The organism is Halogranum amylolyticum (genome assembly GCF_900110465.1).
Taxonomy (GTDB): Archaea; Halobacteriota; Halobacteria; order Halobacteriales; family Haloferacaceae; genus Halogranum; species Halogranum amylolyticum.
Genome location: NZ_FODV01000001.1, coordinates 387,824 through 402,144 on the forward strand (window position 1 = coordinate 387,824; position 14,321 = coordinate 402,144).

Annotated in this window: 12 protein-coding genes and 1 pseudogene; 8 read left to right on the plus strand and 5 right to left on the minus strand. The window is 66.1% G+C overall.

Going from position 1 to position 14,321, the window contains the following annotated elements; genetic code table 11:
- Positions 1–66 precede the first annotated feature (66 nt).
- From BSG17_RS01880 to cofC, 4 genes and pseudogenes are all read left to right on the plus strand, one after another.
- Positions 67–951, plus strand: a complete 885-nt coding sequence (locus tag BSG17_RS01880; RefSeq protein ID WP_089820761.1) for a complex I NDUFA9 subunit family protein — start codon at positions 67–69, stop codon at positions 949–951.
- Between the two features lie 315 nt (positions 952–1,266).
- Positions 1,267–2,448, plus strand: a complete 1,182-nt coding sequence (locus tag BSG17_RS01885) for a tubulin/FtsZ family protein (protein WP_170864685.1) — start codon at positions 1,267–1,269, stop codon at positions 2,446–2,448.
- Positions 2,417–3,209, plus strand: a pseudogene (locus BSG17_RS01890) (hypothetical protein). The gene BSG17_RS01885 and the pseudogene BSG17_RS01890 overlap by 32 nt, the downstream one beginning before the upstream one ends.
- Before the next feature lie 53 nt (positions 3,210–3,262).
- On the plus strand, positions 3,263–3,940 hold the full coding sequence (cofC, locus tag BSG17_RS01895) for a 2-phospho-L-lactate guanylyltransferase (protein WP_089820762.1): 678 nt from the start codon (positions 3,263–3,265) through the stop codon (positions 3,938–3,940).
- 56 nt (positions 3,941–3,996) lie between these two features.
- Here the strand turns inward: cofC and BSG17_RS01900 are convergent, their stop codons facing one another.
- Positions 3,997–4,317: an EthD family reductase gene (locus BSG17_RS01900; protein WP_170864686.1), complete on the minus strand. Its 321-nt coding sequence runs from the start codon at positions 4,315–4,317 to the stop codon at positions 3,997–3,999.
- Between the two features lie 136 nt (positions 4,318–4,453).
- Between BSG17_RS01900 and cofG the strand changes: the two genes are divergently transcribed.
- The 4 genes from cofG to BSG17_RS01920 all read left to right on the plus strand — a co-directional run bounded on the left by cofG (position 4,454) and on the right by BSG17_RS01920 (position 10,663).
- The gene (gene cofG / locus BSG17_RS01905) at positions 4,454–5,560 is read left to right on the plus strand and encodes a 7,8-didemethyl-8-hydroxy-5-deazariboflavin synthase subunit CofG (protein WP_089820764.1); all 1,107 of its coding nucleotides are present in this window, start codon (positions 4,454–4,456) and stop codon (positions 5,558–5,560) included.
- A gap of 265 nt (positions 5,561–5,825) precedes the next feature.
- Complete coding sequence (locus BSG17_RS01910) at positions 5,826–7,532, plus strand: nitrite/sulfite reductase (RefSeq protein ID WP_089820765.1); 1,707 nt, start codon at positions 5,826–5,828, stop codon at positions 7,530–7,532.
- Entirely contained in the window at positions 7,525–9,153 is a 1,629-nt protein-coding gene (locus BSG17_RS01915) for a Coenzyme F420 hydrogenase/dehydrogenase, beta subunit C-terminal domain (protein WP_089820766.1), read from the plus strand. The genes BSG17_RS01910 and BSG17_RS01915 overlap by 8 nt, the downstream gene beginning before the upstream one ends.
- A 592-nt stretch (positions 9,154–9,745) precedes the next feature.
- Positions 9,746–10,663: a mechanosensitive ion channel family protein gene (locus tag BSG17_RS01920; RefSeq protein WP_089820767.1), complete on the plus strand. Its 918-nt coding sequence runs from the start codon at positions 9,746–9,748 to the stop codon at positions 10,661–10,663.
- Between the two features lie 35 nt (positions 10,664–10,698).
- On the opposite strand, the gene BSG17_RS01925 is transcribed toward BSG17_RS01920, so the two are convergent.
- The 4 genes from BSG17_RS01925 to BSG17_RS01940 form a co-directional block, all read right to left on the minus strand.
- The gene (locus tag BSG17_RS01925) at positions 10,699–11,247 is read right to left on the minus strand and encodes a hypothetical protein (protein ID WP_089820768.1); all 549 of its coding nucleotides are present in this window, start codon (positions 11,245–11,247) and stop codon (positions 10,699–10,701) included.
- A 60-nt stretch (positions 11,248–11,307) separates the two neighbouring features.
- Positions 11,308–12,702: a 7,8-didemethyl-8-hydroxy-5-deazariboflavin synthase subunit CofH gene (cofH, locus tag BSG17_RS01930; RefSeq protein WP_089820769.1), complete on the minus strand. Its 1,395-nt coding sequence runs from the start codon at positions 12,700–12,702 to the stop codon at positions 11,308–11,310.
- Positions 12,703–12,757: 55 nt separating this feature from the next.
- The gene (locus tag BSG17_RS01935) at positions 12,758–13,270 is read right to left on the minus strand and encodes a hypothetical protein (protein ID WP_089820770.1); all 513 of its coding nucleotides are present in this window, start codon (positions 13,268–13,270) and stop codon (positions 12,758–12,760) included.
- A 95-nt stretch (positions 13,271–13,365) separates the two neighbouring features.
- Positions 13,366–14,232 carry an ATP-dependent ribose-1-phosphate kinase gene (locus BSG17_RS01940; protein WP_089820771.1) on the minus strand — a complete coding sequence of 289 codons (867 nt, stop codon included), beginning with the start codon at positions 14,230–14,232 and terminating at the stop codon, positions 13,366–13,368.
- Positions 14,233–14,321: the final 89 nt, after the last annotated feature.

Sequence of the window (14,321 nt, forward strand, 5' to 3'; positions counted from 1 at the left end):
CGAAACCGGCAGACACCGCCGCATCGCCGCGGTAGCTTTACGTTCGTTCCGTGAGATATCTCGACTATGAAAGCTCTGGTCATCGGCGGCAGCGGTTTCATCGGGACGAACCTGAGCCGAGAGCTCCTCGAACGCGGCCACGAGGTGACGGTTCTCTCGCGCAGCCCGGACGACGAGGAACTCCCCGACGGCGTGAAAACCGCGACCGGTGACGTCACCGACTACGACAGTATGGAGGGTGCCTTCGAGGGCCAGGACGCCGTCTTCTTCCTCGTCGCGCTCTCACCCCTGTTCAAACCGAAAGGTGGCGACGAGAAGCATCTGGAGATCCACCTCGGCGGGACGGAGAACGCGGTCAAGGCGGCGGAAGAACACGGTGTAGAGCGGTTCGTCCAGATGAGTGCGCTCGGTGCCGACCCGGACGGGCCGACGGCGTACATCCGCGCGAAGGGACGTGCCGAGGAGGTCGTCCGAGCCTCGGACCTCGAGTGGACCATCTTTCGTCCCTCCGTCGTCTTCGGCGAGGGTGGGGAGTTCGTCTCGTTCACCAAGAAACTCGCCCCGCCGTACGTCACACCGCTGCCCGGCGGCGGCAAGACGGGGTTCCAACCCATCTGGGTCGGCGACCTCGTGCCGATGCTTGTGGACGCACTCGACGACGACGTCCACGTCGGGAAGAGCTACGAGATCGGCGGTCCCGAGAAACTGACGCTCGCCGAGGTGGCGAAGCTGGCACACGGTGCCGAAGGGCGGTCGGTGACTGTCGTCCCCGTCCCGATGGGTCTCGCCGGCGTCGGCCTCTCGATCGGCGGGAAGATTCCGGGGTTCCCGATGGGTTCCGATCAGTACCGTTCGCTGAAGTTCGACAACACGACGAGCCACAACGACGTCGGCGCGTTCGACCGCGCGGAAGACGACCTGAAGACGCTCTCGTCGTATCTCAACGCCTGAGCCGGCACCCCGTCTTCGACCCCGCCGCCGTCCGTTAGAGCGCTTTTCGCTGCCGAATCTCGACGTCTCACGGTTTTTCGGACCGTCGCCAGCAACCCCCCTCCTAACCCGACGGTTACCACCGACGCCAACTCATATGAAACCTAGAATTTCCTGATAGACGGAAGTACGATTGACGAACTTCTGATGATACGAAAAGCGGCTTCAGTACTGCGATTCTACCCCCGAAAGGAAAGTAGATCGTACCTTCTGCCATCACAAAATTTATCTTCCCCTTCCACTTGGGATTCGCGCAATAACGAGGGGAATACAACTATGAAGCTGGCGATGATCGGATTCGGGCAGGCCGGCGGGAAGATCGTCGACAAGTTCGTCGAGTACGACAAGCGCCACGACGCCGGAATCGTCAAGGCGGCCGTCGCAGTCAACACCGCGAAGGCCGACCTGATGGGACTCACCCACATCCCGGAGGAGAAACGGGTGCTCATCGGGCAGTCGCGGGTGAAGGGCCACGGCGTCGGGGCCGACAATGAGCTCGGTGCCGAGATCGCGGAGGAGGACGTCGACGAGGTTCAGGGCGCGATCGACTCGGTACCCGTCCACGAAGTCGACGCGTTCCTCATCGTCTCCGGGCTCGGTGGTGGCACCGGCTCCGGCAGCGCACCCGTCCTCGCGAAGCATCTCAAGCGTATCTACACCGAACCTGTCTACGGACTGGGCGTGCTGCCGGGTAGCGACGAGGGTGGCATCTACACGCTCAACGCCGCGCGGTCGTTCCAGACGTTCGTCCGCGAGGTGGACAACCTGCTCGTCTTCGACAACGACGCCTGGCGCAAGACCGGCGAGTCGGTGCAGGGCGGCTACGACGAGATCAACGAGGAGATCGTCAAGCGGTTCGGCATCCTCTTCGGTGCGGGCGAGGTGACTGGCGGCGAGGTCGCAGAGAGCTTCGTCGACTCCAGCGAGATCATCAACACACTCGCCGGCGGCGGCGTCTCGACCGTCGGCTACGCCCGCGAAGAGGTCGAAGAGGTCCAGAACTCCGGCGGCCTGCTCTCGCGACTCACCGGGAGCAAGAACGAGGACGACGGACTCGACACGGCACGGACGACCAACCGCATCACGAGCCTCGTCCGGAAGGCGGCGCTGGGCCGTCTCACGCTCCCCTGCGAGATCGACGGGACCGAGCGCGCGCTGCTGGTGATGGCGGGGCCGCCGGCGTACCTCAACCGGAAAGGGATAGAGCGCAGCCGGAAGTGGCTCGAGGAGCAGACCGGGAGCATGGAGGTCCGCGGTGGCGACTACCCCGTCACCGGCAGCGGCTTCGTCGCGAGCGTCATCCTCCTGTCGGGCGTGACGAACGTCCCGCGCATCAAAGAGCTCCAGCAGGTCGCCATCGAGGCACAGGAGAACATCGACGAGATCAACCAAGAGAGCGAGACGAACCTCGACAACTTAGTTCACGATGACGAAGACGAACTCGAGTCGCTGTTTTAGCCTCCTGGTCGCCTGCCTCGTCCTCCTGACGACGGTGGCGGCGCCAGCCGCCGCCGTCTCCGTCGCCGAGAGCGACGTTCCCGACGAGGCCGAGGTCGGCAGCCAGGTGAGCGCGACGGTGACGCTGGACGAACTGTACAAGGACCCCCAACTGGAGGCGTGGACGCTCCAGGGTGAGACCGAACTCACCGACGTCACGTGGACAGTGACGAGCTACGACCAGACCGGCTCGAAACTCGACCAGCAGTCCGCCGACGGGCAGAACGCTTCGGTCGACGTCGCCGCCGCCGACGACGTTAGCGAGGTACGGGTGAAGGTGACGGGGACGGTCCCCGAGGTGGAGAACTACAGCTACGACCCCGCCCAACAGTTCCTCTCGTGTCGCTGACGCAGGCTCGCGACGGCGGGTCGAGAACGCCATCGACTCGTGGCAGACCCACCACTACACCGAGGAGAGTGACACCGCACGCGAGGCGCTCGACTCGGCGTCGACGGCGGTCGACGGGGCGAACAGCCAGCAGGCCGAGAAGACGCTCGCGAACGCGATCAGCGCCTACGACAACGCGAACGGCGCAGAGGGGTTCGACCTCGCGACCGAACTCGCGAACGAGGCGCAGTCGCAGGCCGAGTCGGCCAAGCAGTCCGATCAGACGATGCAACTCGCTCTCTACGCGGCGGGCGGACTGCTCGTGGTCGGTCTCCTCGTCGGCGGAGTCGTCTGGTATCGCTCCCAGCAGGACTCCTACGACAAACTCGGCTGAGCACAGTCGAACGCGATACCAACTCCTTATTTTCCACGCTGCGTAGCGCCGGTATGCGCGTCGTCGTCCCCTTCGCGACCGAGCAGCCGAAGACTCGGCTCTCGGACGTGCTCTCTCCCGACGAGCGGAGAGCGTTCGCCCGAGCGATGCTCTCGGACGTGCTCACGGCGGTCCGCGCCGCCGGACACGACCCTCTCGTGGTGGCGACGGCCCCGCTCGACGAACCGACGACTGGACGCCTCGACGCCGACGCGAGCGACGCGACGTCGCTCGTCCAGATCGACGCGTCGGTCCGCGTCGACGACAGCCCCCTCTCGACGGCGGTCAACGCGACACTCGCGGCCGCCGTCGACCCCGTCGCCGTCGTGATGAGCGACCTCCCGCTGGCGACGCCCGAGTCGATCCGACGGCTGACGACCGCCGGCGACAGCAGCGAGGGCGTCGCCGTCGCACCCGGCCGTGGCGGCGGGACGAACGCACTGGTGGTCAGACATCTCGATTTCCGCGTCGACTACCACGGCGTCTCGTTTCGCGACCATCTCCGGGCGGCCGAGGCGGTCGGCGCGCCGGTCGAAGTCGTCGATTCGTTCCGACTCTCGACCGACGTCGACGAGGCCGACGACCTCGTCGAGGTGTTGCTCCACGGCGACGGCGTCGCTCGCGACTGGCTCGTCGACGCCGGGTTCGACCTCCGCGTGAACGACGGGCGCGTCGGCGTCCGACGCGAGTGACCTGCGAGTCGCTGGTCGCGCTTCCTCGTCGTTGGAGAGACGGCCGCACCGACCGACTACGTCTCGTCGACCTGGACGAGTTCCTCGGTCGCCATGTTGAACCCGGCGTCGTGGTCGGCGAAGTTGGGCACGTCGTCGAGCGCCGCCCCGGCGGCCTCCGACTCCATCCCCTCCTTCATCGCCGCGGCGTCCTCGAAGTAGAGTTCGGCGACGGCGTCGTACTCGCTGCGGTCGGGACTCAGCGCGAACGCGACGGTGTACTTCTGCAGGTTCGGAATCTCCTCCGCGATGGGGACGTGTTCGTCGAGGTAGTACTGCTTGAACTCCTCGAAGCTCGTGCCCTCCTTCCGGGCGAGCGTGATGACGAGTTTGATCATGACTCGGTCCCGCTTCGGGTGCCGACGGCATAACCGTACCGCGGGGTGGTGTCGCCGACGGCCGAGCGGCTCGTGGTGAGTTCGAACCGACCGCTCGAAGGGAGGGCTTTTCTCACTCCGGCGTGGAGCGACTGCTATGTTCCCGGCGGCCGACGAGTACGGCATCGAGATCGAGATCGACGAGTCGGACGTCGAGCGCCTGCTGTCGGTCACGCCGGCCGACGTCGAGGCGGCCCCGTCGCTCACCTTCTCGCGAAACGTCTTCCTCCCGCTGACGACGGCGTGCCGCTACACGTGCACGTACTGCACGTACTACGACGTCCCCGGACAGGCGTCGCTCATGTCGCCCGAGCAGGTCCGCGAGCAGCTACGGCTGGGCGCGGACGCCGGCTGTACGGAGGCGCTGTTCACGTTCGGCGACAAGCCCGACGACCGCTACACCGAAATTCACGACCAACTCGCCGACTGGGGCTACGACTCCATCGTCGACTACCTCTATGCGATGTGCGAACTGGCGCTCGAGGAGGGGCTGCTCCCCCACAGCAACCCCGGCGACCTCACCGAACCCGAGTTCGAGCGACTCCGCGAGGTGAACGCCAGCATGGGCGTGATGCTGGAGACGACGGCCGACGTCGACGCCCACGCGGGGAACCGCCGGAAGACGCCCGGCCAGCGACTCAACACCGTCCGTGCGGCCGGTCGCGAGCGCGTCCCGTTCACGACTGGGATCCTCGTCGGCATCGGCGAAGACTGGCGTGACCGCGCCGAGAGCCTGCTCGCCGTCCGCGACCTCCACGAGCGACACGGTCACGTTCAGGAGCTCATCGTCCAGAACGTCGTCCCGAACGAGCGCTCCGACTACGAGGGGCCGTCACTGGAGACGATGCGCCGCGTCGTCGCGATGGCGCGCGTCTGCCTCCCGGAGGAGATCTCGGTGCAGGTGCCGCCGAACCTCGCGCCCGCTCGTAATCTTCTGGACTGCGGTATCGACGACCTCGGCGGCGTCTCGCCGGTGACGGACGACTACATCAACCCCGACTACGAGTGGCCCGCGCTGCGGGAGCTCCACGACATCGCCGACGAGGGCGGCGTCCCGCTCGGCGAACGACTCCCCGTCTACGACCGGTTCCTGCCGGAGTCACCGAACGGCGACAGCGACTGGGTCACAGAGCGGATTCGTACGGCCCTCGCTGCCGACGACGACGCGGGTCGTCGCTACCGCTCGCTGGTCGGCAAGTGGTAACACGTCACAGTTACCGGCGACGGCTGCCGATACTACGCACGGACGTCGGTCGCGACCCGGTTCGCTAACCCGCCGACGAGTCGGCCATCCCCGTCGCGGCCGGCGCGCAGTCCGGCAGTCATAGACACCGGCCCCCACTGCTCCCGTCCCGGAGCACAGGCAGAAGTGGCACCGACGGAGACGTACATGGTCGTCGGTGGAAAACGTGCTCGCCAACCATGAGCACTGACAACGCATCTCGAACAGGGCGAGACGGGAGCGGGCGATGAACGCGGTCGAGCGGTGGAAACGGGAGAAGCACCCGCTGGACGTCGTCGACGACGTCTACGAGTACGCCGAGGAGGGGTTGACGTTCGACGAGATCGAGGAGCGGGCGGGCGACGGGGAGTGGGAGCGACTGAAGTGGGCCGGGATGTACGCCCACGGCACCCACCGCGGCTACTTCATGCTGCGGACGAAGGTCCCCGGCGGCCGACTCACGCCCGAACAGGCACGGGTCGTCGGCGAGGTGGCCGAGGAGTACGCGACCGCCCCCGAGGAGTACGGCGGCGAGACGCAGAACCCCGTCTGGGGTGACGCTTTCCTCGACATCACCACCCGACAGGACGTCCAGATGCACTGGATCCGGATCGAGGACGTCCCCGCCATCTGGGAGCGGTACGACGACGTGGGTCTCACGACGATCCAGGGCTGTGGCGACTCCGCGCGCAACGTCCTCGGCTGCCCGGCCGCCGGTCTCACCGACCACGAGTGTTTCGACGCCCAGCCGGTCGTCGACGCCGTCTCGGAGTTCTTCACCGGCAACCGCGAGTACGCGAACCTCCCGCGGAAGTTCAAGCTCACAGTCACCGGCTGCCGCGAGGACTGCGCGCAGTCGCAGATCAACGACGTCGGTCTCGTCCCCGCACGGAGACGTCTCGACGACGGCTGGTACTACGGCTTCCACGTCCGCGTCGGCGGCGGTCTCTCGGACGGGCCGCGGATGGCCTCCGACCTCGACGTGTTCGTCACCCCCGAGGACGCCGTCGAGTTCTGTCGTGCGGTCGCCCAGACGTTCGAGGAACTCGGCGACCGGAACAACCGCGGCGTCTGCCGGATGCGCTATCTCGTCCAGCAGATGGGTCCCGAGGCGTTCGAGCAGGCGGTCAGAGACCGCTGCAGCGTCGACCTCGACACGCGCGGCGAGGACCTGACCACCGGCTACACCGGCGACCACGTCGGCGTCCACGAGCAGAAACAGGACGGTCTCCGGTACGTCGGCTTCAACGTCGTCGCCGGGCGCATCGGCGGTGCCGAGTTCGTCGAGGCCGCCCGGGCCGCAGAGCGGTACGGAACCGAGGACGCGACGGTCAGACTCGCGACGGACCAGAACTTCCTCGTCAGCCACGTCCCCGAGGAGCACGTCCACGACCTGCTCGCCGAACCGTTCGCCGCGGACTACCAGCCGAACCCGGGACCGTTCTCGCGCGGTGCCGTCGGCTGTACGGGCAGCGAGTTCTGCAACTACGGCATCATCGAGACCAAGCGGCGCGTCCGCCGGTGGGCGCGAGAACTCGACGAGCGTCTCGACACGCCCGACGACCTCGACGTCGTGCGGATGCATATGAGCGGTTGTTCGGCCTCCTGCGCCCAGCCGCAGATCGCCGACGTCGGCTTCCGCGGCGAGACGGTCAAGCTCGACGGCGACGTCGAGAGTACGAACGACGAGGGTGACACTATCGTCGAGGGGATGGACGTCGGCCTCGGCGGTAGTCTCGGCAGCGACAACGCGTTCGTCGACTGGGTCGAGACGGCGGTCCCGGCCGACGCCGTGATTCCGGCACTGGAGGCGTTGCTCGCGGCCTACACCGAGGAACGAACCGACGACGAACGGTTCTACGAGTGGTGTCGACGCGTCGACAACGGTCGTCTGCGCGACGTGATGCGCAGCGTCGAGGCGGACGTCTCGGGAGGTGTGCCCGCCGATGACTGACCCCGAGCGGTCGGCCTCCGACGACGCTCCGCTGAACGCGCCGGCCGACGCCGCCCCCGAACTCGTCGAGTCGGCCCGGGAGGACCCGCTCCCGCACGTCCCGGAGACAGCCGACGACGGCGACCACGCGGCAGTGCCGGCGGTCGACCACGTCCCGCCTCGTCGACCCGACGACCACGGCGGAAAGCCGATTCGGTTCCGTCGACGGGCCGCCGACAGTGGGACGACGGCAGACAGCGACGGAACCATCGACGGCGAGGGAGCCACCGACAGTGACGTCGCCGCCGACGGCGGCGCGTACCCGGTGAACGTCGACGCCGAGGGGAGTCTCGGCGATGTCGAGTTCACTGCGCCCGCAACGGGGACCGGTTGGGACGTCGCCGACGGCGATTCCGCGGACCGCGTCGACCTCGACACACCCGACTACAGCATCCGCCGGGAGATGAACGACATCGAGACGCCGGACGAGAAGACCTGGTTCATGGAACTCGACGCGGCGGTGATCGACACCGAGCGGTGTATCCAGTGCGGCACCTGCGTCGCCGCCTGCCCCTCCGACTCCATCGGCATCGGCGACGACGGACTTCCGGAACTCGTGAAGATGTGCACCGGCTGTTCGCTCTGCTGGGACTTCTGTCCCCGGGGTGGGCTCCGATACGAGCGTCAGTGGAAGATCACCGGCGGCGACGACAACGTGACCGGTGCGGGCGACCCCATCACCGAGTTCTCGGCGAAGGTGGACGACGACTGGTCCGAAGGAGCGCAGGACGGCGGCGTGGTCACCAGCGTACTCAGCCATCTCTTGGAAGCGGGCGAGATCGACGGCGCGCTCGTCGCCACCGAATCCGACGAGGAGCCGTGGAAGGCCGAGAGTTTCCTCGCGACGACCCACGAGGAACTCGTCGCCAACGCGGGGAGCATCTACAACCAGACGATGGCGCTCGGCAACCTCGATCCCCGTCGCTGGGAGGGGAAACTCGACGTCTCGTGGGAGGAGGCGAGTCTCGCGCTCGTCGGCACGCCGTGTGAGATCGAAGGCATCCGCGCGCTCCAGGACTTCGAGTGGGAGTACGGCAGTCAGGAGGCCGGCGTGCGCGCCATCGACTACACTATCGCGCTGATGTGTACCAAGAACTTCAACTACTACCGACTCGTCGGCGAGCAACTGGAAGAGAAGCGCGACCTCTCGCCCGAGGAGATCGGCAAACTCGACGTGCTGCACGGGAAACTGATGGCGTACGACCACGACGGCGACCAGATCCTGGAAGAGGACGTCGAGAACTTCCACGACGCCGCGCTCAAGGGTTGTAGCGAGTGTGCGGACTTCAGCGGCTACTGTGCGGACCTGGCGGTCGGATCCGTCGGGAGCGCCGACGACTACTCGAGCGTCGTCGTCCGCACCGAACAGGGGCTGAAGGCGTGGAACCACACGAAGGCGGACCTCGACTACCACGACCTCGAAGACCGCAGCGCTATCGGCGGGCTGCAGTCGTGGGACAAGAAGCAGGCGTTCGAGTCGCTGGAACGACCGTTCGACCCCGACGCGCCCCGGTTCATCGAGTACACCGAACACGCCGAGCAGTACGAGACGCCGACGAACCCACACGAGTCCGGACACTGATAGGGACAAACAGAAGGAATCAGGCGGTCGATCAGTCTACTCTTCGAGAGTTGTCAGAGCTAATGAACTGAATGAAGATATCTCTCGCATTAGAATTTTCAGTAGAACTCGACCTCCCCTTCGGAGAGGAGGTCGAGGTTGAGAACCGACCTACGACCTCTGAATAGGCAGTTCTGCCTGCACCAGAGATGGCATTCCGGCTCGTTCACCCATGGCGGTCATGGGCAGGTGAAATAATGTGTCGTATATATTTAAAAGTGTGCAACATCATCCAGAAAAGACACAAAATAGAGAAAGATATCCAAAAAATTCGTTCTAGAGATTGTGGAGGTCAGTTTGAAGGATTCACCAGACGTTCTCCATATTAATGTATCCCTTCACATATTGAAGCCCTTTCAGTGTCGTACTCATGAACTACCTCTGAGGATATAGAGGTCAGTTATTTGATGAGGGATGTGCGTCGCGTGATACGAACCGCACCAGGATACGGCGTCGGTGCTCAACCCGGACAAAATTCGCCGCGCTGACCGTACGCAGACCTGTCCGTGGCCCAATTGTTTATGCGGCTGCCGTCGCAACTGGACCGTCGTTCATGTCGTTCGACATCGCAGTGTTGGCCACACTCCTTCTTCAGTTACAGATCGACCAACTGTTCCCGGAGACACAACAGCTCGTCACCGAGTACGTCGTGCCGGCGGTACTGTTCGTCGTCGCGTTCGTCGTCGTCTGGTTGCTCGGGAGAGCCGTTCTCGTCCCGCTCATCAAGCGGGTGCTTGACGAACAAGGCCACGACCCGAGCGTGAAGAGCCTCGCAGAGAGCCTCACCGGCGTCGTGAACGTGATTCTGGCGTTCGCGGTGGCGTTCACCGTCGCCGGGTTCGGCAGCGTCATCGCGGCGTTCGGAGTCTTCGCCGGTGCGATCGCGCTGGCGGTCGGCTTCGCCGCGCAGGACATCCTCGGTAACTTCGTCGCAGGGATCTTCATCCTGAAGGACAGACCGTTCGAGGTCGGCGACTGGATCGAGGTCAACGACATCACGGGTCGCGTCGAGGACATCGACCTGCGCGTCTCACGCCTCCGTACGTTCGACAACGAGCTCATCACCGTCCCGAACGGCGAACTCGCCAACAACGCGCTGAAGAACCCCGTCGCCTACGACAAACTGCGCCAGAAGTTCGTCTTCGGGATCGGCTACGACGACGACATCGACCACGCGAAGGAGGTCATCCTCGACGAGGCGGCGAAGAACCCCGACATCCTCGACGATCCGAGTACCTCCATCCGCGTCTCCGAACTCGCCGACTCCTACGTCGGTCTCCAGACGCGGTTCTGGATCGACGAACCGAACCGCTCTGACTTCGTGAAGACGCGCTCGGAGCTCGTCCAGGCCGTCAAGGAGCGCTGTGACGCCGAGGCGATCGACATGCCCTACCCGCACACCCAACTCACGGGCGACATCGAGGTCGAGGGACTGCAGTCGGAGACCGCGACGGCGACGTCGGACGACTGACTCTCGGCTCCGCTTCGGACTCTCGGGTTTCGCGGTCAGATTTCGACGTAGTCGGGGACACGTTTCCGGACGAGCGTGTAGCCCGCGCCGACGACGAGGCCGACGACCGTGAGCGTGCGGACCGACCCGTCGAACAGGAGGAGCCCGGGCACCGAGAGTGCCCCGGTCAACAGCAGGTCCTCGGGTGCACCGTCGTAGCGGACCCACCGTTTCGGCGTGAGCCACCGGTTCCCGAAGTGGAGGTAGACCGCCTGCTCGGAGGGGTCGGCCCACGGCCGCGGTTCGGGACCGGCACCGAACCAGTCGACGACGGAGTGGACCGCCGCCGAGAGCGCGAAGAGCGCGACCGCCACCGTCACCGTGGAGGGACTCGCCGCGGCGACGACTGCGGCGGGCAGGACCAGGAACCAGTAGTACACCGGGAAGTGCAACGTCCGGCGGTGTTCGCCGACGAACAGGTCGAGGTCCGGGAAGACGCCGCCGACGATACCCGCCAGCGCGCCGGCCACGGCGAACTCCGGTGCGACGGCGAGGAGGGGAGCGGCGAGGACGACTCCCGTCGCCGTGTGGGTCGGACTCATCATCGTCCGTCACTCGGTGACGGATGCGTTTGGCTCTGTTGGAGACGGCGAGTCGAGGAGAGCTTAGTCGTCGGCGTGGGCCGACTCGGGACCGCCCTCGCGGTGACCCGTCTCGAGCATCGGCGTCCCGTCCGCCCTCGGACCGAGCGTCGGGCCGTGCGGGCCGTCTTCGGGGTCGATACGGCGACGCTTTCGGTAGTCGGTCGACCGTTCGACCGCCGGGCGGCCGATGGCCGACAGCATGTCGACGTACTCGTCGAACGTGCGGTATTCGCCGTACTGCCCGCCGGCGCGCTTCGTGATCTCCTCCGAGAGGATGGTGCCCATGAAGTCGTCGGCCCCGCAGTTGAGTAGTTTCAGCCCCTTAGCGTCGCCGAACTTCACCCACGACGACTGGACGTGATCGACGTTGTCGAGGAAGAGTCGGGAGACGGCGATCATCAACTCGTCTTCGTCGTCTGTGGCCCCGCCGTCGACGACGCCGTGTTCGTACAGCGGCGTCGTCTGGTGAATAAACGAGAGCGGGACGAACTCGGTGATACCGTCCGTCCGGTCCTGCAGGTCGCGGACGACCTTCAGATGCTGGACGCGGTGCATCTCGTTCTCGACGTGGCCGTACATGATCGTCGCCGTCGTGTCGAGGCCGGCGGCCATCGCCCCCTCCATCGCGTCGACCCAGTCTTGCGTGTCGATCTTCCCGGGACAGATGACGTCTCGGACCTCGTCGACGAGGATCTCCGCAGCCGTGCCGGGCGCGCTGTCGAGGCCAGCCTGCTTCAGCTCGCGGTAGACCGACTCGTAGGACCAGTCGGTGCCGCGCTTGGCGTGATAAGCCTCCTCGGGCGTCATCGAGTGGAGGTGGACGTCGCCGACGCTCATCGCCTCCATCTGTTCGACGTAGGTGCCGGGGTCGGTCGTGTACGTCTCCGGCGGCTTGTAGTTCAGATCCTTCCCGCCCGCCGCCGACTTCGCGCGGAGTATCTCGTGGTGCTCCTCGTTCAGCGCGAAGGCGGGGTGGAGCCCCGACACCGAACACACCTCGTAGATGCCGAGGTCGAGCGCATCTTCGACGATCTCGCGGGACTCCGCGGGCGTCTTTGTGAACCCCGCGTGTTCCGCCTGATACTCTTCTTCGAACTGGTGGGCGGTGTCCTTGAAGTTACAGAAGAGACAGCCCGTGTCGCAGGCGGTGGTGACGTTGTTGTTCAGGTTGGCGACGAACGTCACCTCGTCGCCGACGACCTCGGCGCGGCGGCGGTCAGCGGCCTCCAGCACTAGCTCCTTCCGGCGCTGGTCGATCCCCTCCCGATCGGTACCGGTGGTAATGAGTTCGACCCCGTCGGCGACCGTCAGTCGCTCGCCTGCGCGGGCCTTCCCGAGTGCGTTCTCGAACGACTGGTCCGACTCCGGCACGTGCTCGAAGTCGAGGTCGAGGTCGGTCACGGACGGGTCGGTCATGACCCCTACTGAGACGCCAATCGCTGAAAAATGGGTCGGTCCCGGAAGTAGTGACTCACATCGTCGACGAGAGCAACGTCGGTCCGACGACGACGAGCACCGCTCCGAACACGAGCGACGAGCGCAGCCACTGTCCTCTGACCGCCGTCGCCTGCTCCTCGTAGATCCGTCCACCGGCACGGGGTAAGACCAGATGTGCGAAGAACACGTAGACGAACAGGACGACGAGCGAGACGGAGAGCAGATGCGGGAACAGTTCGACCTGTTCCATCCGCACCAGATCCGGGACGACCCCGCTCAGGAACATGAGCACAGCGGCGTAGAGACCACCCGCCACCATCCCCGTCCCGTGGTGGACGACGTTGGCCTCCACGAAGCGCACTTCGTCCGGCGTGGTGCGGCGGAGTACCGACGCGGCGATGTAGGCCGGGGTGAACCCCTCCGGCTGACGACTCATCGGGACGACCATGGCGATGGCGGCGGCGAGCCCCGCCACCGCACCCGCAGCTACCTGCGACAGAAACGAGAGCTGTGACAGCGCCACCTGCAGGAGGCCGCCCGGAGCCATTACACCGGAACAGTCGGCGAGAGCGTATAAGCGTACGGGACTCTCGGTCGGCGTTAAATGTGACAGTGTGACACGGATAGACCGCTTCGAGACGCTCAGTGACCGACCAGTTCGGAGACCGCCGTCCACGAGACGTCGATGCGGGCACCGGCCGAGCGGGCGGCGAGCGCCCCGCAGGCGTTGGCGACCGCGAGCGCCTCGTCGTAGCCGTCGCCCCGCACCCGACTGGCGAGAAAGCCGGCGGCGAAGGCGTCGCCCGCGCCGGTCGTGTCGACCGTCTCGACGGCGAACCCCGGATGGGTGAACGTCTCCTCGCTCGCCCGCACCTCGGCTCCGCGCGGACCGTGTTTCAGCACGATGGTCTCCGCCCCGTGGTCGGTACACTCGTCGAGCGCCGTCGCTGCCTCGCGGTCGTTGAGGAAGACGACGTCGGCGAGTGCGAGCGTCGACGAGTAGTCGCGCTGTCCGAGTCGACGACCGGGGTCAAAACTGACCGTCACGCCCGCCTCGCTCGCTCGTTCGGCGAGTCGAGCGGCCGTCTCCGGGCGTTGGCTCGTCAGGTGGAGCACGTCCGCCTCCGAGAGAGTCGCGCCGGGGAGATGTCCCGACTGGAACGCCTCGTTGACGCCCGTCTGGCCGAGCACCATCACCTCGCCCGCGCCGTCGACGACGAGATACTTGACCGCCGTCTTGCCGTCGGAGACCGTCTGGAGGGGGTCGCAGTCGACGCCGGTCCCGGTCAGTTCGCGGCGGGCGGCCCGTCCGTGTTCGTCGTCGCCGACGCTCCCGAGCAACGACACCGGCACCCGAAGGCCGGCGAGCGCGACGGCGACGTTCGCGGCACTCCCCCCGCCCGCGCCGGTCTGGTGTTGGATCGCCGCCTCGCCGTCCACCTCCGGGAGGCGGTCGACGCGGAGCGTGATGTCCCAGTTGACGTGACCGGCACAGATGACGCGGGGCATACCTCCCTCTCACGGACGGGGTGGTGGTAAATCCATCTCCGAACGCGGTCGAAACCTGCCAGCGTTGCGACGGTCCCCGTGTTCGTGCT